The following is a 20,777-nucleotide window of genomic DNA, read 5'->3' as shown; positions in this document are numbered from 1 at the left end:
GTTTCATGCAAGTTCAAAGTCGAGGTGGAGCCCGGGAAATGCAATCACGTCATCTGATGGTGCTTTCCGCCTGCATTCGTTTTGCATTGGCTGTGCTGCTGCTGGGCGGCGCTTTGCAGTCGAAGGCCCAGGACTGGACCGTGCAGACTTTGTCCACCCGTGTATCGCCAACCGGACAGAGTGTCACGCTGGCCATTGCCCTTTACGGCGATGCGGTTGGGGGCAACCAGCCGGTCAGGCACGTGCTGGTCTACCCGCAACCCGGCGGTGTACCCCAACTCAAGGTTGCCAACGGCCCTGCCGCGTTAACCCTCGGCGGGCCCTGGGTGCGTGGGGCGGTTCAGCTGCAGGCCCAGGGTGTGGCCCTGGTGTACGTGGACCCGCCCAGCGATGCCGAACGCCGTAACCTCAACGCCAGGCCGCGCCGGGAGGTGCGGCAAGACCTTGCCGCGGCGCTCAAGCAGGCGCAGCAGTCGTTTCCCGGAGCGCAGGTTCATCTGGCCGGCTTTTCCCTGGTGGCTCCGCTGCTGGACATCGCCGACGACCTGGAAGGATTCGGGAAGATCGTCGTGGCCTCCAGCGTATTGAAGAACAACCGCACCAGCGACTGGAGCGCCTTGCGCAAGCCCGTACTGATGCTGCACGCGCCTGGCGCTCAATGCGACAGTGCACCTTTTCCGGAGGCGCAAATCCTGGCCCAGCGCAGCCGTTTTACTTTTGTCCAGGTAGGTTACGAGCAGCAGGACGGCAAGGATGATTGCGGGCGTGGTAGCCAGCACGTGCTGCAGGGGCAGGAGGCCATTGTGGCCAAGGCCGTCGCCGGCTGGCTTGAGGGGCAGGAACCGGCCCCTGTTATCGGCTATGCCAGCCCGCCCATTGCCTGGCGAGAGGAAGTCATCACTTACCAGGTGCCCGGCACCTTCGGCACCAACCGGCTGGAAGCCACTTTGCTGTTACCCGAGGTCCGTCGTTTTGGCGGGGGCCCTTATCCGGTTACGGTATTCAGTCACGGGGATATCGTATTCAATCGCGACAAGGAACGGTTCCGCGATATGGTGGTTGCGCGCGAGTTTCTGCAAATGGGCGTGGCCGTGCTGATGCCCGCACGCCGTGGCGTGGGCATGTCTGAAGGCACTTATCCGAAAAACTTTTCCCATGAGGACGGCGACGCCACTTACAAGGCGCGTGTACAGTCCGAAGACGTCTTGCCCGCATTGGTCTGGCTCAAGACCCGCCCGGAGCTTGATGCCAGCCGGCTCATCCTCTCGGGCCAGTCGGCCGGAGGCTACCTCTCGATGTACCTCGCCAGCCAGAGCCCGACGGGGCTCATCGGGGCCATCGATTTTTCAGGCGGGCGAAACGATATAAGAAAAATCGGCAGCGGCCCCGGCCACCTCAACCGGATGATGGTGGATGGGTTCGCGGAGTTCGGAAAAACCACGCGCGTTCCCACGCTCTGGGTCTTCGCGGAAAACGACAGCCGCTATACCGCCAACACCATACGCGCTTCCTACGAAGCGTTTCAGGCGGCAGGGGGCAAGGGACGCTTGCTGCTTCAGCCCCCGATCGAGGGTGACGGACATCATATTTATCACAAACCTGCTTTATGGCGCACCGCCCTCAAAGAGTATTTGAGCGAGATCGGCGTGGCGGCGCGTGCTAACTGAAGTTTCGGCGGTTTTGCCATTTTTTCGTGGCGATGTCGTGCATCAAAGACCTTGAAACACAGCTGCATCGGCCCGCCAACGTGCGTGCCGGGCATTGCGTTGAGATTGCACCGGGAGGGCGCTGAAATCAGTCCTTGACCGGCTCGCGCATCGTCACAAACTCTTCCGCCACCGTGGGGTGGATGCCGATGGTGCTGTCAAATATTGCCTTGGTCGCACCGGCCTTCATGGCCACGGCAAAACCCTGCACGATTTCGCCGGCGTCCGGCCCCACCATGTGCAGGCCGACCACACGGTCGGTGGCGTCTTCGACCAGCAGCTTCATGAGCGTGCGTTCGGTGCTGCCGCTCAGCGTGTGCTTGAGTGCCTTGAAGTCGGCGCGGAACACCGTGACCTTGCCGAACTTTGCGCGCGCATCGGCCTCTGAATAGCCAACCGTGCCGATGTTGGGATGGGTGAAGACGGCGGTCGGCACAAACTCATAACTCATGTTGCGCGGCTTTTTGCCGGCGGCCGGCCCGAAGAGCTGGTCCACCACCACCATGGCTTCGCCCAACGCCACCGGTGTCAGCTGCATGCGCGCCGTCACATCGCCCAGCGCATAGATGGACGGCACCGAGGTCTGGTAGTGCGCATTGACCTGGATCGCACCGGCTGCGTTGACGGCCACACCGGCAGCTTCAAGCCCGATGCCATTCGCATTGGGAACCCGGCCCGTGGCGTAGAGCACGGTGTCCACCTCCAGGCCGCCGCCGTCCTTGAGCGTCACCTGCAGGCCTGTGGCGGTTTTGGCGATAGCGGCGATCTCTGCGCCCAGCTGCAGGGTGATGCCGGTCTTGCTCATCTCGGCGGCAATGAAGCGCCGCACATCATCGTCAAAGCCGGTCAGCAGCATGTCGCGACGATGCACCTGGGTGACCTGTGAGCCCAGCCCATTGAAGATCGAGGCGAATTCGCAAGCGATGTAGCCGCCGCCCACCACCAGCAGGCGCTTCGGGAAGGGGTTGAGGTCAAACATGTGGTCCGAGGTCACCACATGTTCGCGTCCCGGCACGGCAGGCACTGTGGCGGTACCGCCTGTGGAGATCAGGATGTTTTTGGCCGTGAACTTTTTGTCGTCGACCTCGACGGTGTGCTCGTCAAGCAGCCGTGCCCAGCCGGTGATGATCTGCACGCCGGCGCTTTCAAGCAGCTGCACATAAATGCCGTTGAGCCGCGAAATCTCGCGGACACGGTTGGCCTTGAGCGTGTCCCAGTCAAACACCGGCGCCTCGCCGGTCCAGCCGAAGCCGCGCGACTCTTCAAAGCTGTCGCCGTAGTGGGCCGCATAGCTGTAGAGCTTTTTGGGAATGCAGCCCACGTTCACGCAGGTGCCGCCCATCGCAGCGAATTCGGCCAGTCCCACACGGGCGCCGCGCTGGGCCGACATGCGCGCGGCGCGCACACCGCCGCTGCCGCCGCCGATCACGAAAAGGTCAAAATCAAAAGTCTGCATTCGCTGTCCTTGTTCTGGTGTCTGCTGACGTTGCTTTTTCGGGTGCCTTGATGCCGGCTCTCAAGACTGGAATTCCCGGAGCTCTTTTTTCATCCACTCAATGAACACCCGCGTGCGCATGGGCAGCAGCCGGGCATGCGGGTAAACAATGTTGATGGGCCGGGGCGGCGGCTCGAAATCCTCCAGCACGGTGCGCAATTGTTTGGTCTTTAAAAACGGCGCCACCTGGTAAGACAAAAAAGAACCGAATCCCGCACCCGCCGCGCAGGCCGCTACGGCCGGTGCGATCTGGTTGAACTCCAGATTACCACTGACGGCAAGCCGAAGCGGTCGGCCCTGGTCTATGAACGGACCCCATGTGGGGGAATGGTCCGTCAGTCGCACGCAGTTGGCCTTGAGCAGGTCCTTGGGGTGTTTTGGTACGCCGTGGCGGCGAACCCAGGCCGGGCTGGCCACCACCAGGCGGCGGATGGTGCCCACCTTCTGCGCCACCAGGCTGGAGTCTTCGGGCTCGCCGATGCGAATGCCGACGTCGATGCCTTCTTCCAGCAGATTCACCACGCGGTCCAGCAGCACCATGGAGCAGCGCATCTTGTCATGGTGCTGCACAAAGCGCGTCACGGCAGGTGCCACGTGCATTTGCCCGAACAGCATGGGCGCGGTAATGGTCAGGTGTCCGGCGGGTTCGGCCGCGTCGGCCGTCAGTGCCGCTTCTGCGTCCGCGAGTGTGGCCAGCACCTGCCGACAGCTCTCCAGGTGGCGCCGGCCTTCCTCGGTCAGTGAGATGCGCCGGGTGGTGCGGTTGAAAAGGCGCACGCCCAGCTGGGCCTCGAAGCCGGCCAGCATACGCACCATCGCCGGCAACGAGGATTCCATGACCTGGGCCGCGGCCGTAAGGCTGCCTTGTTCGGCAATGTGAATAAAGGCCTGCATGGCCCGGAGTTTGTCCATGGCGACATGCTACGCCGGTTGCGGGGATTCATCCACTAAGTGGATTAGTTAAATGTCTTGAGAGCCATTTATTCAAAATAACGGCTCAAACAGAATCCACTCCCGAGAGCAAGATTTTCAACCCGCCGAAAGCCCCACCATGAGCACACCCGCCGCCAAAGCCCAGCCCGCACAACCCATACGCCTGTACCGCGTCGCCATCTCCGGCCATTCGCACCGGGTGGAGCTGTTTCTCTCGCTGCTGGGCCTGCCCTTCGAGCGCATCGAGATCGACCTCGCCACCAAAGGGCACAAGACGCCGGACTTCCTGGCCATGAACGCCTTCGGCCAGGTGCCGGTGATCCAGGACGGCGACGTCACGCTGGCCGATTCCAACGCCATCCTGGTCTACCTCAACGCACGCTACGCGCCGGATGCCGAGCAATGGCTGCCGCGCGACCCGTTGGCCGCTGCGGCGGTGCAGCGCTGGTTGTCGGTCGCTGCGGGGCAGCTCGCCTCCGGCCCGGCCGCCGCGCGCGTCATCCAGCTGTTCAAGCGGCCGGAAAGTCCGGAAGCCATTGAGCGCGCGCATGCCCTGTTCGCGGTGATGGAGCAGCAGCTGGGCCAGTCGGCTTTTCTCGCGGGCAGCACCCCCACACTGGCCGACATCGCCAACTACAGTTATTCGGCCCATGCGCCGGAGGGCAAGGTCTCGCTGGAAGCCTACCCGCGCATACGCGCCTGGCTGGCCCGCATAGAGGCCTTGCCGCGCTTTGTGCCCATGGTCAGGACGCCGATAGGGCTGGCCGCATGAGCACCGCCACTTTCCACGAAGGCGAGCGCGCTGCGCAAGCGCGCGTGGGCGCGGCCGTGCGCGCGCGCATGGCGGAAATCGGCCCGCGCGTGATTCGCGACTTCATGCCCGACCAGCACCGTGAGTTTTTTGAGCAACTGCCTTTTGTGGTTGCCGGCACGGTGGACGCGAGCGGCCAGCCCTGGGCCTCGGTGCTGGCCCAGCCGCCGGGTTTTATCCACTCGCCCGATGCGCATCACCTGGTGGTGCGCACGCAGCCGCTCGCAGGTGATCCCCTGCAAGGCACGCTGGCAGACGGCGCCGCGATAGGCCTGCTGGGCATAGAGCCGCACACGCGCAGGCGTAACCGCATGAACGGCATCGTTCGCGGCGTGAGTGCCTCGGGCTTCGCTGTGGAGCTGAGCCAGAGTTTCGGCAACTGCCCCAAATACATCCAGGCGCGCGAGCCTGTCTATGCGGACCGTCCCGCGCCCGCAGCCGGGCCGGTGGTGCACGCGTCGGCGCAGCTCAATGACGCGGCGCGCCGCATGATTGAACAGGCGGACACGCTGTTCATCGCCACAGCCTATGAGGGCAACGGTGAGCAAGCCGGCCGCGCCGGCGGCGTGGACGTGTCGCACCGCGGCGGCAAGCCCGGCTTTGTGCGCGTGGAGGCCGACGGCACCCTGACCGTGCCGGACTTCGTCGGCAACTACTTCTTCAACACCTTGGGCAACCTGGTAGTGAACCCGCGTGCCGGCTTGCTGTTCATTGATTTCGACAACGGCGACCTGCTGTACCTGGCCGTCACGGCCGACATCATCTGGGACGGGCCCGAGGTGCAGTCCTTCACCGGCGCGCAGCGCCTGATGCGTTTCAAGGTGCAGTCCATGCGGTTGGTGGAATCTTCCTTGCCGCTGCGCTGGGGCGAGGCGGAACTCTCCCCGGTGCTGGAAGCTACCGGCGCCTGGGCTTAGCCTATGGCTTCGAGCGCGAGTTCGCGCTCCAGCCACGCGCGAAACTTCTGCACGGCCGGCCGCTCTGCACTGTGGGCTGAGATCACGATGCGATAGCCCAAACCCGCGACCGTCTCGCCGGGCAAGACAACCGTGAGCTGGCCGCTGCGCAACAGCGGCAGCACCAGTGGCGTGCGCCCTATCGCGACGCCGGCGCCTTGCACGGCCGCGGTCAGGACATGCTCATACTGCGAAAAATACAGGCACGGCTGCTGCGCCGATTGTTTCAAGCCCAGGCGCTCGTACCAGTCCGGCCACGACATCCAGGGGAAACGCGTGGCCGGGTCGTAATAGACCAGTAGCGGTGTGGCCGTGATGTCGGCGGCGTTACGAATGCGCGTCGCGACGGCCGGCGCCGCCACCAGCAGGGCCTGCTCCTGCAGCAGGGGTGGCGGGTCTTCGCCGCCCGGCAGCACAGGGTAGAGCCGCACGGCCAGATCCATGCCTTCGCGCTCCAGGTTGACGCGCGCTTCCGTGGCGTCGACGCGCACATCGATGGCGGGCTCCAGCAACTGGAACCTGGCGAGTTTGGGCGCCAGCCACAGCGCGGCGAAAGAGGGCGTGGTGGTGACAGCCACAGAGACCCTGTCCACCGCCAGCAGGCGGTCCACGGCCGAGGCCAGCTGCGCCAGCGCGGCGCGGGCCGTCTCATAAAGCTCACGGCCTTGCGGCGTCAGGCTCAGGCCCTTGCCGCCACGCAGGAACAGCGTCGTGCCCAGCGCATCTTCCAGGCTTTTCACTTGCTTGCTCACAGCTGATTGCGTGATGCAAAGCTCTTCGGCCGCTGCCGTAAAGCTCAGGTGCCGCGCGGCGGATTCGAAACCGCGGATGGCATCGAGCGACATGGCGCGCAATGCGCTGGTGGAAGGGCTGTTCAGCATGGCATGAATGATTGGAATACCCCGTATGACAAACCATCCGGCCGCGCGGACCGGTTCCAAAGAAGAATCAAACCACACTTTTCAAGGAGTCCGCCATGCATGCCTCGCAAACCCCGCTGGAGCTCGGGTCCATCCCCAAACCCCTGCGCCTGCCGCGCGGCCAGGTTTTGGCCTGCACTGGGGGCTGCCTCTGGATCACCAGCGATGCGTTGGCCGGGCGCCGGGACAGCGACGTCGTGCTGGAGAGCGGCCAGTCCTTTGTCACGCCGCAAGCCGCGACTTATTTTGTGGGCGCCCCGCGCGGTTGCGGTGTGCTGTCGTTCGTATTCCCCGACGCTGCTGCCTGAAGCCCTGAGGAGACCCCATGCTGATAGAAACCGAACGCCATGGCCAGCACGTGGTACTGACCCTGAATCGCCCCGAAAAACTCAATGCGCTGAGCTACGCCTTGATCGATGAACTCATGGACAGGCTGAGTGCCCTGGAGCGCGACGACAGCGTGCGCTGCCTGGTGGTGACGGGGCAGGGTGACAAGGCTTTCAGCGCGGGCGCCGATATCGCGGGCTTTGCGCCCGACATCGCAGCGTCGCCCGAGGCGGCTTACCGCAACTTCGTCATGCGCGGCCAGACGATGACGCGGCGCATCGAAAACTACCCCAAGCCCATCATCGCGGCCGTCAACGGCATCGCCTTCGGCGGCGGTTGCGAAACCATGGAAGCCTGCAGCCTGGCGATTGCGGCGGAGCACGCCAGCTTTGCCAAACCGGAAATCCGGCTGGGCTTTCCACCGCCCTTTGGCGGCACGCAGCGCCTGCCGCGCCACATAGGGCGCAAGCGCGCCAACGAAATGATCCTCACCGGCGACGCCATCAGTGCAGAGGAAGCCCTGCTGATCGGCCTCATCAACCATGTGGTGCCGGCCCATGAACTGATACCGGCCTGCCTGCGAATGGCCGACCGCATCGCCGAAAACTCCGCCGTGGCCGTGACAGCCTCGCTGCGTGCGGTGACGCGCGGCCTGAATGTTTCCATCGACGAAGGCCTGGCGATCGAGGCCGCGCAGTTCATGATCGCCGCGGCTTCGCCAGACGCACGGGAGGGAACGGCAGCGTTTGTGGAGAAGCGGCAGCCTGTATTTCTTCATCGCTGAGGCTGCATTTTTCGCAGGCCGCACAGGATAGTGCATCACATCACATCAGGTGCGCCCGGGTGACATTTCGCGTCGTTTGCGACGCAGATCACGGATGCCAGGTTGCCCGCAGCGCCGTGGAAGGCATGGCGCCGAGCGCTTGCCCGAGCTGCTTCGCCGCCAGAACCGTGGCGGGCGCGTAACGCGCGAGTACCGCACCCGTCAGTCGTTCCACCGGGCCCGCCGTGCTGACAGAGCCCAGCACGGCGCCATGGCGTCCGCGCACGGCCGCGGAGACGCTCGCGATTTTCGAGTTCCGCTCGCCGCGGGTGATGTGGAAACCGCATCGACGGATGCGCTCATTCAGATCACCCGGTTCGCCCAGGGCAGCCAGAATCACCCGGCCGGCGGATCCGCGGTCCAGGGGAAAAACCTCGCCAGAGCGAATTTGGCTCTGAACACCTGCCGTTCCCTCGCAACGCATCAGGCAGCTGCGCAGGTTGCCTTCGAAGACGAAGAACGAGGCGCTTTCTCCCGTGGCCGTACCAAGCTGGCGAAGGATGGGTTCGATGGCGGAGTCGAGGTCGAACTGCGCCTGGTAGCGGGAGCCCATCCAGCCTACTGCAGGGCCGAGCCGCCACGCACCGTCTTCGCGCCTGACGAGGAATCTGGCTGCAGCGAGCGTGCGCGCAAGCCGCAGCACCGTGGGTTTGTGCATGCTGGTACGGCGTGCGAGCTCCGCCAGCGGGAGAAAGAGCTCGTCGCCTTCGAAGGCAGTGAGGATAGCCAGCGCACGCGCCACGGCCGTGACGTTCTCGTCGCCTGGACGCGTCGAGGTTCCCACCGGCCCGTCCGCGAGAAGTCGCTTCGGCGTCGCATGCGGCGGCTTGGACCTGGACTCTTGCGGCATGGCCGGATTGTATTCAAGCCCGCGCACCGTTACGTCAGGCGTAACGCATTGCCTATCCTGTATCTTTGTTCGGATCATGCGCTCCTTGATCCAGGAGACACGTTCCATGACAAACATGCACGCCAGGCGCCGTAGCTTCCTTGCTTCGGCGGCTGCAATCGCCGCGTTCGGCGCCTGGGCGCAGGGCGCCTCTTCGGTTTCGACCAGGATGGTGATTCCATTCGCCGCCGGTGGCGCGACGGACGTCCTCGGCCGCGATCTGGCCCAGGCCATGAGCGCCGCCCTGGGACAGCCTTTCATCATCGAGAACGCCGGCGGCGGCGCCGGCGTGCCTGCCATGCAGAAGGTGACAGGCTCGAAGGCCGATGGCCATACGCTGCTCTTCGCCGCCTCCGGCAACATCACGGCACAACCCCTGCTGCAGAAGCCGCGTGTGGACATCCTGACCCAGCTCACGCCGGTGGGGATGATCGCCACGGCACCACACGTGCTGGTGGTGACGGCGAAGATGCCGTTCAAGACGATCGCGGAGCTGGTTGCGTATGCCAGGGCACATCCGGGCCAACTGAACTTCGGCTCTGCAGGCGTCGGGGGATTGGCTCACCTCGGCACGGAACTGTTCGCGCGCGCCGCGCAGATCGACATCAAGCACGTGCCGTACCGCGGGGCATCGGCGGCGACCACGGACCTTGTCTCCGGCCAGATCCATGCGATGTTCGGAACCATGCCTTCGTTCACCGGCATGGCCCAGAACGGCTCGCTGCGCGTCATCGGCCTCACCGCCCCCAGCGCCGCAGTACCTCTGAAGGGGATCCCCTTGATTTCGAACACCGTTCGCGGCTTCGGCTACAAGAGCTGGAATGCCATCTTCGCGCCCAACGGAACGCCGGCGCCCGTCGTCGCGCGCCTCTATGCGGCGATGAAGAAGGCGTCGCTCGACCCTGGGGTGGCCAGGCGTTTCGAAGAACAGGGGGTCGACATCGAGCTTGCGGACGCGGCCGAGCTCACCGACATGATCCGCAAGGAGACCGGACTTTGGGACAAGGTGATCCGCGAAGCAAACATCCAGGTGAACTGATCTCCATATGTCGCAATTCGCCTCTTCCGAGGCCGTGCCGAGGGTGACGCGCCTGTCACCGGGAGCACGTCCCGTCGCGGTACCGAGCTTGCGAAAATTCCTGTCGTTGCAGGATTTCGAAACAGGCGCCCGGCGCCACCTGCCGCGCCCGCTCTTTGAATACATCGCCGGCGGAGCGGAAGACTCGGCCTCGCTGCACGATAACCGCGCAGCGTTCTCGGAGTTCGGTTTCATCACGCGAGTGCTGCGCAACGTGTCCGGCCGCAGCCAGGCGGTCGATCTTCTGGGGAGGCGCTACGCATCACCGTTCGGCATCGCGCCTATGGGCATCAGTGCGCTCAGCGCGTATCGCGGCGACCTCGTGCAGGCCCGCGCAGCGGCGGCCGAGGGCGTGCCGATGATCATGAGCGGCTCCTCACTTATCCCGCTGGAAGAGGTGATGGCCGCGGCCCCGGAGACGTGGTTCCAGGCTTACCTGCCGGGCGAGACCGCCAAGATCGAGGCGTTGATCGACCGCGTTGACCGTGCGGGCGTCAAGACGCTCGTGCTGACGGTCGACACCGCCGTGCTCGCCAACCGCGAGAACAACATCCGTGCAGGCTTTTCCACGCCCCTGCGACCGGGCTTGCACCTGGCGTGGGAGGGGCTCACCCACCCCCGCTGGACGATCGGCACCTTCCTGCGGACGATGGTGGTGCACGGCATGCCGCACTTCGAGAACTCGTACGCGACCCGTGGCGCTCCGATCCTCTCGTCGCGGGTGGCACGTGACTTCGGCGCCAAGGACCACCTGGATTGGGAGCACCTGGCCCTCATCCGCCGCAAGTGGAAACGCACCCTGGTGGTCAAGGGCATCATGAACCACGAGGACGCACGCAAGGTGCGGGACATGGGCGCCGACGGTCTGATCGTGTCGAACCACGGCGGCCGCCAGCTCGATGGCACGGTCTCGCCGCTGCGCGTACTGCCCGAGGTTGTCCGGGCGGTTGGCGCCGACTTCCCGGTCATGATGGACAGCGGCATCCGGCGCGGGACGGACGTCCTGAAGGCGCTCGCACTTGGCGCCAGGTTCGTGTTTGTCGGCCGCCCGTTCAACTATGCGGCCGCCGTCGCCGGCGAAGAGGGCGTGCGCCATGCAATCCGCATCCTGGCCGACGAAGTCCAGCGTGATCTGGGCCTGCTCGGTCTGACCTCCATTTCGGAAGTACACGGTGCACAGTTGCGCGAGCTGGCACTCGCGAGGGATGGTGGCCATGGGCTGCAAATGCAGTCTGGTTCAGGCCGCTGAAGGCCCGGCACCGATAATGGGGGATGAGCTCCTCTCCTTCCCCTTCCTCCTCCTCTTCCGCCGGCAATACCGACTTCGCCAGCCTGCCCCTGAATGCCGCCGTGCTGGCCAACCTGCGGCAGCTCGGCTACCTCAGCATGACGCCCATCCAGGCTGCCAGCTTGCCGGTGGCGCTGCTGGGCAAAGACCTGATTGCCCAGGCCAAAACCGGCAGCGGCAAGACCGCCGCCTTTGCGATACCTCTGCTGGCCAACCTCAATGCACGGCGCTTTGCCATACAGGCCATGGTGTTGTGCCCCACGCGAGAGCTGGCCGACCAGGTGGCGACCGAGATCCGCCGTCTGGCGCGGGCCGAGGAAAACACCAAGGTGGTGGTGCTGTGCGGCGGTGTGCCGCTACGCAACCAGACCGCCAGCCTGGAAAACGGCGCGCACATTGTGGTGGGCACGCCCGGCCGCATCATGGACCACCTGGCGCGCGGCAATTTGACCCTGGAAGCGCTGAACACCCTGGTGCTCGATGAAGCCGACCGCATGCTGGACATGGGATTCTTCGAAGACATCGTCACCGTCGCCAAGCAGTGCCCGAAAGAGCGGCAGACACTCCTGTTCTCGGCAACCTATCCTGAAGGCATTGCCAAGTTGAGCCAGCAATTCATGAAGGCGCCGCAAACCATCACGGTGCAGGCGCAGCATGAAAAAACCAAAATCCAGCAGCGCTGGTACCAGGTGCCGGACAGCGACCATGACGAAGCCCGCCTGGGCGCCGTCGCGCAGGTGTTGCGGCATTTCCGCCCGGTCAGCACGCTGGCGTTCTGCAACACCAAGTCGCAGTGCCGCGCACTGGTGGCCTATTTGAAAGAGCAGGGTTTTAGCGCGCTGGCGCTGTTCGGCGAGCTGGAGCAGCGCGAGCGCGACCAGGTGCTGGTGCAGTTTGCCAATCGCAGTTGCTCGGTGCTGGTGGCCACCGATGTGGCTGCCCGCGGCCTGGACATCGCGCAGCTCGCGATGGTCATCAACGTCGACGTGACGCCGGACGCCGAAGTGCACATTCACCGCATCGGCCGCACTGGCCGCGCTGATGAAGAGGGTTGGGCCATCAGCCTGGCCAGCATGGACGAGATGGGTTATGTCGGGAAAATCGAGGTGCTGCAAAAGGCTGAATCCGAGTGGCACAAATTGACCGAACTGACACCCGCCAGCAATGAACCGCTACTGCCGCCCATGGTGACGCTGCAGATCGTGGGCGGGCGCAAGGAAAAAATCCGCGCCGGCGACGTGCTGGGCGCGCTGACCGGCGAGGCCGGCTTCACGCGTGAGCAGGTCGGCAAGATCAACGTCAACGAGTTCTCCACCTATGTGGCGGTGGACCGTGCGATTGCTGCCGAAGCCCTGCACAAGCTGTCCACCGGGCGGGTCAAGGGCAAAAGCGTGAAAGTGCGGCTGCTGGATGACGAGCCTGAGGGCCGCTGACCTGGATTTTTAAGCAAAATCGGCCCTCAGCCCATACCTGAATTGCGCGAGCAGCTATTAAATTTATAGCGAAGAGAGCGCTGATTCGTGCCGGCAGCCCTGACGTGTAGGCGCCCATGCCACCCGCAAGCGGACGCCGCGTGGTCATGGCGGACGCCAAAGCCGCAAACCGCCGCAAATCGCCGGTATCCGCCTCGAAGAGGTCCACAATGACTGGTACCCCAGATCAGCGCGCTTTTGCGCAGGTGCCCGCCTGCGGCGAGCGCCACGCTGAGAGGCTCCCTTCATTGATTGACGATTGCGCGGCGGCAGGCTTGCTCCAGGCCTGACCCTTGCGCAGCCGGCAAGGAAAGAATCCATGGTCAGGCTCCAGTTTTCCGTCGAACTCAACTACGACGTCGCGCCTCCGGGCGGCGACTTCATCTTCAACGTCCACGCGGCGCACACGCAGCAACAGATCGTGCAGGCCGAAAACCTGCAGGTCAGCCAGCCGGTGCCCTTCACCATCGACACCGACCCGGCGAGCCGGAACCGCTACCTGCGCCTGCAGGCCCAGCCCGGCCCACTGAGCGTGCGCTATGAAGCCACCGTAGACATTTACCACTACACAGCGGCGCCCGGTGAGTTGGGCGAGGTGCCGGTCTGCCAGCTTCCCGGTGCCGTGCTGCCCTACATCTACCCGAGCCGCTACTGCCAGTCCGACCGGCTGCAGAAGCTGGCCTCCAACGAGTTCGGTCATTTGCAGCAAGGCTACAGCCGGGCAGAGGCCATCTGCCAGTGGGTGCAGCAGCGCGTGAGTTTCGAGTCCAACAGCTCGCACGGCAGCACCTCGGCGATCGACACGGTGGTGGAGCGCGTCGGTGTGTGCCGCGATTTCGCGCACCTGATGATTGCGCTATGCCGCGCCCTCAACCTGCCGGCGCGTTTTGCCACCGGCATTGATTACGGCGCCGACCCCGCGCTCGGCCCCACCGACTTCCATGCCTATGTCGAGGTTTACCTGGGCCATCGGTGGTACCTGTTCGATCCGTCAGGCACCGCCATTCCCATGGGCTTTGTGCGGTTTGCCACCGGCCGTGATGCGGCCGACGCGGCTTTTGCCATGTTGTTCGGCAGCGTCACGTCCAGCGCACCCATCATCCACATCCAGGCTGTGCCCGATGGCTATGGGCAACTGGTCGTGCCGCAGCGCGTGAACCATGCGCTTTCGACCGACGGCCTTTGAGCACGGGAGTCGGTAGCCGGCTTGGCTGCTAGCGTGCTGCGAGCGCCGCGCGGTTCGACGCGAGGACGTTGTTCTTCTCCAGCCGCCCGCCGGCCTGGACAGCGGCGATCCAGGTGTCGGTGGAGCCTGTGGCGGCAAAGCGCGAGTGAAATACCACGCTGAACACGCGGTGGATTTCTTCGGCGCTGGCCCGGCCGGCCTCGTTGGCATAAGGCAGTGCGCCACTGGCATCCTGCAAAAACTCCACATGCAGGCCGCGGTGCGTGGCCTCAAAAATCGTGGAAGCGTCGCAGTTGTGTGTCATGTAGCCGATCACCGTGAGGGTGTCGATGCGGTTCTTTTCCAGCCATCCGGCGAAGTCGGTGCCGGTGTAGACGCTGGGCCAGGATTTTTCAACGTAGTGGTCGCGCGGGCGGCTCGCCACGGTCTCATGCAGTTCCCACAGGGGGGAGCCTTTGGCGAACAGCGGCGACGCGGCCGATTCGCTGTGCTGCACCACCACCACCGGGATACCCGCAGCGCGCGCCGCGTCCATGGCGCGGCCGATATTGGGCAAGGTTTTTTCCACCGGCGGGTATTCGATGAGCAGGCCGCCGCCGCTGAAATATTCCTTTTGCACATCGATGACGACGAGGGCGCGGCGTGGTGCTGCGGGCTTTGAGTTCGGGATGGCCATGTGTTTGCTCCTGCGGGTTGTTGCTGAATCAAGTGATCAACGAATGCTGATGGTGTGATTGTTGGGCTGGGGGAGCTTTCATGAAAGTGGCCCAATTGACAATATTCGATAGAATCGGGTCATGTCGAAAAACACACTTTCACAGGTGCCGACCGCTGGCAAGTCACGCATCAAGTCGCGCACCACAAGTCAGCTCAGCACGGTCGCTGTGGTGGCGTTTGACGGCATCAGTCCGTTCCACCTCTCCGTGCCGTGCATGGTGTTTGGCAGCGATTTTTCAGGGCCAGACCTGCCGCGCTTCAGGCTGCTGGTGTGCGCCGAAACGCCGGGCAACCTGCGCACGACCGCCGGTTTCACCATTGCGGTGGAGCACAGCTTGAGCGTGCTGGCCAAGGCGCAAACCGTGGTGGTGCCGTCATGGCGGGACCCGATGGAGCGGCCGTCCGAAGCCCTGCTCAAGGCTTTGCGTGCGGCGCACAAGCGCGGCGCGCGCATCGTCGGGCTGTGCCTGGGGGCTTTTGTGCTGGCCGAGGCCGGCTTGCTGGACGGCCGGCCTGCCGCCACGCACTGGGCGCTGGCGCCGGCTTTTGCCGAGCGCTATCCGCAGGTCAGGCTGCAGCCCGATGTGCTGTATGTGGACGACGGTGACGTGCTGACCTCGGCAGGCACGGCCGCCGGCATTGATTGCTGCCTGCATTTGCTGCGCCGGGACTTCGGCGCAGAAACCGCCAACCGGGTGGCGCGCCGCATGGTGGTGGCGCCGCAGCGGCAGGGCGGCCAAGCGCAGTATGTGGAGCAACCCTTGCCGGCCACGGGCTCCGACCACCGGCTGTCGGCCATCCTGGCGTGGGTGCAGGAAAACCTGCGCCAGCCCCACAGCCTCGACACGCTGGCGGCACGTGCCCTGATGAGCCGGCGCACCTTCACCCGGCACTTCCGGCACATCACCGGCACCACCGTGGGCCAATGGCTGGCAAGCCAGCGCCTGGCGCTGGCGCAGCGGCAACTCGAATCAACCGGCCGCTCGATGGAGCAGATCGCCCAGGACGCAGGCTTCGGCTCGGCGGTATCCCTGCGGCAGCACTTTGCGGCGACGCTTGGAACCTCGCCGTCGATGTACCGGCGCGAGTTCCGGGGCAACTGATTTTGAGGAAATGAGGCTGTTAGCCAATGGTGACGGGCGCAAGCAGCTATTAAAATAATAGCAAATGAAGGACTTTAAAAGCAGCCGGACGGGACGGCCGCCCGGCCCTGCCGGTCAGGGTTTTGCCGCGGCAGCCTTGGCCGCGGCGCGGCGGCGTTCGAGGAAGGCCTGCAACTCACCGATCACTCCCTTGCGGAAGGCGAGCACGCACAGCACAAAGATCGCGCCGATGATGACGGTGACCCAGGAGCCGACCTTGTCGGCCAGCAGGTTCTGCAGCGCGATCACGATGCCCGAGCCCATGACCGGGCCGAAGAAAGTGCCGACGCCGCCCAGCAGGGTCATCAGGATGACCTCGCCCGACATGGACCAATGCACATCCGACAGCGTGGCAAAACCCATGACCAGGGTCTTCATCGAACCGGCCAGGCCGGCCAGCGCGGCCGACAGCACAAAGGCCAACAGCTTGTAGCGGTCGACGTTGTAGCCCAGCGAGATGGCGCGGGGTTCGTTTTCGCGGATCATCTTGAGCACCTGGCCGAAGGGCGAGTGCACGATGCGCGAGATGAACAGAAAGCAGGCCACAAAAATCGCCACCACCACGTAATACAGCGTGACGTCGGATTCAAGCGGCAGCAGGCCGAACAGCTTGCCGCGTGGCACGCCCTGCAGGCCGTCCTCGCCGCCGGTAAAGCTCGCCTGCAGGCAGACGAAGTAGACCATCTGCGCAATCGCCAGCGTGATCATGGCGAAATAAATGCCCTGGCGGCGGATGGCCACCAGGCCGACCAGCAGGCCGATCAGCCCGGCCGCCACCGCGCCGGCCAGCAGAGCCAGTTCGGGTGTCCAGTTTTGCGACTTGATGAACCAGCCGGTGACATAAGCGGCAGAGCCGAAGAATGCGGCATGGCCGAACGAGAGCAGGCCGGTAAAACCCAGCAACAGGTTGAAGGCGCAGGCGAAGAGCGCAAAGCACAGCAGCTTCATCACAAACACCGGGTAGAGACCCAGGAAGGGCGCAGCCAGCGCAAAAGCCAGCAGGACGAGGTAAGTGATGCGCAGCATGTTGGCGGCTTTGGTGGAGAGGGCGCTCATGGTCAGGCTTCCTTTCCGAAGAGGCCGGCGGGCCGGAACATCAACACGATGACCATGATGACGAATACCACGATGTTGGACGCTTCAGGATAAAACACCCGGGTCAGGCCTTCGACGATGCCCAGGCCCAGGCCGGTGATGACCGAGCCGAGGATGGAACCCATGCCGCCGATCACGACGACGGCAAAGACCACGATGATCAGGTTGGAGCCCATCAGCGGGTTGACCTGGATGATGGGCGCGGCCAGCACGCCGGCCAGGGCTGCCAGGGCGGCGCCCGCGCCGTAGGTCAGCATCACCATCATGGGGACGTTGATGCCAAAGGCCTGCACCAGCGGCGCGTTTTCGGTGCCGGCGCGCAGGTAAGCGCCCAGCCGGGTGCGTTCGATCAGGAACCAGGTGCCCAGGCAGACTACCAGCGACACCACGACTACCCAGGCGCGGTAGATGGGCAGGCGCATGAAGCCGAGGTCCATGGAGCCGGCCAGCAGGTCTGGCACGTTGTAGTTCTGGCCCGAGACGCCGTAGATTTCACGGAAGACGCCCTCGAGCACCAGCGCCAGGCCGAAGGTCAGCAGCAGGCCGTAGAGCGGGTCCAATTTGTACAGATGCTTGAGGAAGAGCCGCTCAATGATGACGCCGAGAATGCCGACCGTCAGCGGCGCCAACACCAGCGCGAACCAGTAATTCATGCCGAACTGGTCCAGCATGATCCAGGCGGCGAAGGCGCCCAGCATGTAGAGCGCGCCGTGCGCAAAGTTGACGATGCCCAGCAGGCCGAAAATCACCGCGAGCCCCAGGCTCAGCATGGCGTAGAAGGCGCCATTGACCAGGCCCAGCATCAGCTGGCCCATAAACGCTTGCAGGGGAATACCGAAAATTTCCATGGGAACCTGTCAGGACACCGATACCGTGAGTTGTGGCGGGAGCGCAAGGGTTTTTCAAAGAAGCAGCCGGTCATTCTGCATTTCTGCGAAATGACCGGCTGGATCGAACCCTCGTTCTACCCCGTTTTTTGTTTTTTCGTCAGTTCAACGTTTGCGCAGTTGCAGTGATGCTTTACTTCTTGAGAGCCGAGCACTTGGATTCGGCCACCGTGGTGAAAGCCTGCTCGCCAGGCACCTTGGCGATGGTCTTGTAGTAGTCCCATGGCGTGCCCGAATCCTTGGAGCTCTTGACTTCATACAGGTACATGTCGTGGATCATGCGGCCGTCGGCGCGGATCTGGCCCTTGTTGTAGAAGTCTTCGATCTTCATGCCCTTGAGCGTGCTCATGACCTTGTCGGAATCGGTCGTGCCGGCGGTTTGCACGGCCTTCAGGTAGCTCAGGGTGGCGGAGTAGTCGGCCGCCTGCAGGCTGGAAGGCATGCGCTTGTATTTATCGAAGAAGCGCTTGGCGAACTTGCGCGAGGCGTCGTCCTGGTTCCAGTACCAGCTGTCCGCCAGTTGCAGGCCTTCGGTGTTGGCCAGGCCCAGGGAGTGCACGTCGTTGATGAACACCAGCAGGCCGGCAACCTTCATGGTCTTGCCGATGCCGAATTCCTTGGCGGCCTTCATGGCGTTGGTGAAGTCGCCGCCGGCATTGGCCAGTGCCAGGATTTGCGCCTTGGAAGACTGCGCCTGCAGCAGGAAAGACGAAAAGTCCGAGGCGTTCAGCGGATGGCGGACGGTGCCGGCGACGGTGCCGCCGTTGGCCTTGACCACGGTGGAGGCATCGCCTTCGAGCGAGTAGCCGAACGCATAGTCGGCGGTCAGGAAGTACCAGCTCTTGTTGCCGGCCTTGACCAGCGCGGAACCGGCGACCTTGGCCAGCGAGACCGTGTCGTAGGCGTAGTGGATGGTGTAGGGCGAGCAGTCTTCATTGGTCAGGCGGGCCGAGCCGGCGCCGATGACGAGGAAGGGCTTTTTCTTTTCGGTGGTGACTTTGGACATGGCCAGCGCCGTGCCGGAGTTGGTGCCGCCAATCAGCATCTGCAGGCCATCCTTGTCGATCCACTCACGCGCCTTGGATGATGCAACGTCGGCCTTGTTCTGATGGTCGGCGCTCAGCACTTCGATGGGGCGGTTCAGGACCTTGCCGCCGAAATCCTGCACGGCCCACCTCAGCATTTCAGCGCCGGCGGGGCCGTCGATGTCGGCGTAAAGGCTGGACATGTCGGTGATGATGCCGATCTTGATCGGGCCGGTGTTCTGTGCGAAGGCTGCGCCTGTGAGGCCAAGGGCGAGTGCGGCGGCAAGTGCTTTGAGTTTCATGATGTCTCCTGTTATGGATGGGGGGTGAACTGGGGGGGACCAAATGAGGACTGAAAAGGGATTCGGCGCACCCGGCCTCAGACGCCGAGGTATTCCTGCAGCATGCCCATGTTTTGTGTCAGCTCGGACTGCGCAAATTGCTTGACGATGCGGCCGTGCTCCATGACATAGAAGCGGTCGGCCAGCGGCGCGGCGAAGCGGAAGTTCTGTTCGACCAGCACGATGGTGTAACCCTTGGCCTTGAGCGTGAGGATCATCTCTGCCAGCTTCTGCACGATGACCGGCGCCAGGCCTTCGGAAATTTCATCGAGAAGCAAGAGGCGCGCGCCTGTGCGCAAAATGCGCGCCACGGCCAGCATCTGCTGCTCGCCGCCGGACAGCCGCGTGCCGGGGCTGCTGGCGCGTTCCTTGAGGTTGGGAAACATTGCGTAGATTTCGTCCAGGCTCATGCCGCCGGGCGCTATGGTGGGCGGCAGCATCAGGTTTTCTTCGGCTGTCAGGCTGGCGAAAATGCCGCGCTCTTCAGGGCAGTAGCCCACGCCCAGCCGGGCCACCTTGTGCGGCGCCAGCTTGATGGCTTCTTCGCCGTTGATGCGGATCGAGCCCTTGCGTGCACCCGTCATGCCGACGATGGCGCGCATGGTGGTGGTGCGGCCGGCGCCGTTGCGGCCCAGCAGTGTTACCACTTCGCCTTCGTTGACGCTGAGGTTCACGCCATGCAAGATGTGCGACTCGCCGTACCAGGCGTGCAGGTCTTCTATCTTGAGGAGCTCTTTGGTCATCTAGTGCGCCCCTTGAAGCTCGGTGTTCGCTGTGCCCATATAAGCTTCGATCACCAACGGATTCGCTGACACTTCTGTATAAGGCCCGTCGGCAATGATGGCGCCGCGCTGCAGCACCGTGATGCGATCGGCGATCGACGACACCACGTTCATGTTGTGTTCGACCATCAGGATGGTGCGGCCGGCCGAGACTTTCTTGATCAGCTGCGTCACGCGGTCCACGTCTTCGTGGCCCATGCCCTGCGTGGGTTCGTCCAGCAGCATCAGTTCGGGTTCCAGCGCCAGCGTGGTGGCGAGTTCGAGCGCACGCTTGCGGCCGTAGGGCAGGTTCACGGTGAGCTCGTCGGCGAAGTCGCTGAGGTCGACCTCGGCCAGCAGCTCGCGAGCACGGCCATGCAGGTGAAACAGGGTGTCTTCCGCTTTCCAGAAATGGAACGAGGTGCCGAGGTTGCGCTGCAAGGCGGCGCGCACGTTCTCCAGCACCGTCATGTGCGGGAAGACCGCAGAGATCTGGAATGACCGCACGATGCCGCGCCGCGCGGTCTGCGCGGGTTGCTCAAACGTGATGTCATTACCGTTGTAGACAATGCTTCCGCGCGTGGGGATGAGGAACTTCGTCAGCAGGTTGAAGAAAGTCGTCTTGCCGGCGCCGTTGGGCCCGATCAGCGCATGGATATGCCCTCGCTGGACTTTCAGGTCCACGTTGTTGACCGCCACGAATCCCTTGAATTCCTTGGTCAGTCCTCGTGTTTCGAGAATGAACTCCACTGACAAATTGGCTCTCCGGAAGATGGGTTGGATATCACGGGCGCAAGGTGCCGCGGCGGCTGATGCGGCAGCAGGCGCGAACCCGTGAAACACAGGTGGTCATCCTAGCCACCCACCCTCCGAGGCGGTACCGGGTCAGACCCTTAAGTAGTTTTGCGTGATCCCCTAAGGCCCC

At 63.9% G+C, this 20,777-nt stretch carries 20 protein-coding genes; 10 read left to right on the top strand and 10 right to left on the bottom strand.

The genetic code is table 11. The features are described from left to right. Positions 1-38: 38 nt before the first annotated feature. Entirely contained in the window at positions 39-1,667 is a 1,629-nt protein-coding gene (locus tag ACXJKE_RS14650; RefSeq protein WP_457281330.1) for an alpha/beta hydrolase family protein, read from the top strand. 127 nt (positions 1,668-1,794) lie between these two features. Here the strand turns inward: ACXJKE_RS14650 and gorA are convergent, their stop codons facing one another. Beyond that, on the bottom strand, positions 1,795-3,162 hold the full coding sequence (gene gorA / locus ACXJKE_RS14645; RefSeq protein WP_457281329.1) for a glutathione-disulfide reductase: 1,368 nt from the start codon (positions 3,160-3,162) through the stop codon (positions 1,795-1,797). Between the two features lie 60 nt (positions 3,163-3,222). Continuing rightward, positions 3,223-4,113 (bottom strand): LysR family transcriptional regulator, encoded by an 891-nt coding sequence (locus ACXJKE_RS14640; RefSeq protein WP_457281328.1) that lies wholly within the window; start codon positions 4,111-4,113, stop codon positions 3,223-3,225. A 139-nt stretch (positions 4,114-4,252) separates the two neighbouring features. Between ACXJKE_RS14640 and ACXJKE_RS14635 the strand changes: the two genes are divergently transcribed. After that, on the top strand, positions 4,253-4,906 hold the full coding sequence (locus tag ACXJKE_RS14635; RefSeq protein ID WP_457281327.1) for a glutathione S-transferase family protein: 654 nt from the start codon (positions 4,253-4,255) through the stop codon (positions 4,904-4,906). Next, positions 4,903-5,862, top strand: a complete 960-nt coding sequence (locus tag ACXJKE_RS14630; protein WP_457281326.1) for a pyridoxamine 5'-phosphate oxidase family protein — start codon at positions 4,903-4,905, stop codon at positions 5,860-5,862. The genes ACXJKE_RS14635 and ACXJKE_RS14630 overlap by 4 nt, the downstream gene beginning before the upstream one ends. Here ACXJKE_RS14630 and ACXJKE_RS14625 read toward each other — a convergent pair. Next, positions 5,859-6,782 (bottom strand): LysR substrate-binding domain-containing protein, encoded by a 924-nt coding sequence (locus ACXJKE_RS14625; protein WP_457281325.1) that lies wholly within the window; start codon positions 6,780-6,782, stop codon positions 5,859-5,861. The two genes, ACXJKE_RS14630 and ACXJKE_RS14625, sit on opposite strands and share 4 nt — an antisense overlap. A gap of 95 nt (positions 6,783-6,877) precedes the next feature. Between ACXJKE_RS14625 and ACXJKE_RS14620 the strand changes: the two genes are divergently transcribed. Both ACXJKE_RS14620 and ACXJKE_RS14615 read left to right on the top strand, forming a co-directional pair. Then, entirely contained in the window at positions 6,878-7,129 is a 252-nt protein-coding gene (locus tag ACXJKE_RS14620; RefSeq protein WP_457281324.1) for a DUF2917 domain-containing protein, read from the top strand. Positions 7,130-7,146: 17 nt separating this feature from the next. Next, positions 7,147-7,932, top strand: coding sequence for a crotonase/enoyl-CoA hydratase family protein (locus ACXJKE_RS14615; RefSeq protein WP_457281323.1), 786 nt, complete (start codon positions 7,147-7,149; stop codon positions 7,930-7,932). An 88-nt stretch (positions 7,933-8,020) separates the two neighbouring features. On the opposite strand, the gene ACXJKE_RS14610 is transcribed toward ACXJKE_RS14615, so the two are convergent. After that, a complete protein-coding gene (locus ACXJKE_RS14610; RefSeq protein WP_457281651.1) occupies positions 8,021-8,821 on the bottom strand; it encodes an IclR family transcriptional regulator in 801 nt (266 codons plus the stop codon). Between the two features lie 106 nt (positions 8,822-8,927). Here ACXJKE_RS14610 and ACXJKE_RS14605 point away from each other — a divergent pair, with 106 nt between their 5' ends. From ACXJKE_RS14605 to ACXJKE_RS14590, 4 genes are all read left to right on the top strand, one after another. Further along, a complete protein-coding gene (locus tag ACXJKE_RS14605) occupies positions 8,928-9,899 on the top strand; it encodes a Bug family tripartite tricarboxylate transporter substrate binding protein (protein ID WP_457281322.1) in 972 nt (323 codons plus the stop codon). Between the two features lie 7 nt (positions 9,900-9,906). Then, positions 9,907-11,187, top strand: coding sequence for an alpha-hydroxy acid oxidase (locus tag ACXJKE_RS14600; protein WP_457281321.1), 1,281 nt, complete (start codon positions 9,907-9,909; stop codon positions 11,185-11,187). 23 nt (positions 11,188-11,210) lie between these two features. Beyond that, complete coding sequence (dbpA, locus tag ACXJKE_RS14595; protein WP_457281320.1) at positions 11,211-12,659, top strand: ATP-dependent RNA helicase DbpA; 1,449 nt, start codon at positions 11,211-11,213, stop codon at positions 12,657-12,659. Positions 12,660-13,017: 358 nt separating this feature from the next. Continuing rightward, complete coding sequence (locus ACXJKE_RS14590; protein WP_457281319.1) at positions 13,018-13,884, top strand: transglutaminase-like domain-containing protein; 867 nt, start codon at positions 13,018-13,020, stop codon at positions 13,882-13,884. Positions 13,885-13,912: 28 nt separating this feature from the next. Here the strand turns inward: ACXJKE_RS14590 and ACXJKE_RS14585 are convergent, their stop codons facing one another. Then, on the bottom strand, positions 13,913-14,560 hold the full coding sequence (locus ACXJKE_RS14585; RefSeq protein ID WP_457281318.1) for a cysteine hydrolase family protein: 648 nt from the start codon (positions 14,558-14,560) through the stop codon (positions 13,913-13,915). Positions 14,561-14,681: 121 nt separating this feature from the next. Between ACXJKE_RS14585 and ACXJKE_RS14580 the strand changes: the two genes are divergently transcribed. Beyond that, a complete protein-coding gene (locus tag ACXJKE_RS14580; protein WP_457281317.1) occupies positions 14,682-15,704 on the top strand; it encodes a GlxA family transcriptional regulator in 1,023 nt (340 codons plus the stop codon). Positions 15,705-15,818: 114 nt separating this feature from the next. Here ACXJKE_RS14580 and ACXJKE_RS14575 read toward each other — a convergent pair whose 3' ends face one another. The 5 genes from ACXJKE_RS14575 to ACXJKE_RS14555 all read right to left on the bottom strand — a co-directional run bounded on the left by ACXJKE_RS14575 (position 15,819) and on the right by ACXJKE_RS14555 (position 20,608). Beyond that, on the bottom strand, positions 15,819-16,799 hold the full coding sequence (locus ACXJKE_RS14575) for a branched-chain amino acid ABC transporter permease (RefSeq protein WP_457281316.1): 981 nt from the start codon (positions 16,797-16,799) through the stop codon (positions 15,819-15,821). A gap of 2 nt (positions 16,800-16,801) precedes the next feature. Continuing rightward, positions 16,802-17,686 carry a branched-chain amino acid ABC transporter permease gene (locus ACXJKE_RS14570; RefSeq protein WP_457281315.1) on the bottom strand — a complete coding sequence of 295 codons (885 nt, stop codon included), beginning with the start codon at positions 17,684-17,686 and terminating at the stop codon, positions 16,802-16,804. Positions 17,687-17,858: 172 nt separating this feature from the next. Further along, complete coding sequence (locus ACXJKE_RS14565) at positions 17,859-19,052, bottom strand: ABC transporter substrate-binding protein (RefSeq protein ID WP_457281314.1); 1,194 nt, start codon at positions 19,050-19,052, stop codon at positions 17,859-17,861. Between the two features lie 77 nt (positions 19,053-19,129). Further along, positions 19,130-19,834 (bottom strand): ABC transporter ATP-binding protein, encoded by a 705-nt coding sequence (locus ACXJKE_RS14560; RefSeq protein ID WP_457281313.1) that lies wholly within the window; start codon positions 19,832-19,834, stop codon positions 19,130-19,132. Then, complete coding sequence (locus ACXJKE_RS14555) at positions 19,835-20,608, bottom strand: ABC transporter ATP-binding protein (RefSeq protein ID WP_457281312.1); 774 nt, start codon at positions 20,606-20,608, stop codon at positions 19,835-19,837. Positions 20,609-20,777: the final 169 nt, after the last annotated feature.

Source organism: Polaromonas sp. P5_D5 (genome assembly GCF_054049435.1).
This window is presented reverse-complemented; position numbering and strand designations above follow the sequence as displayed.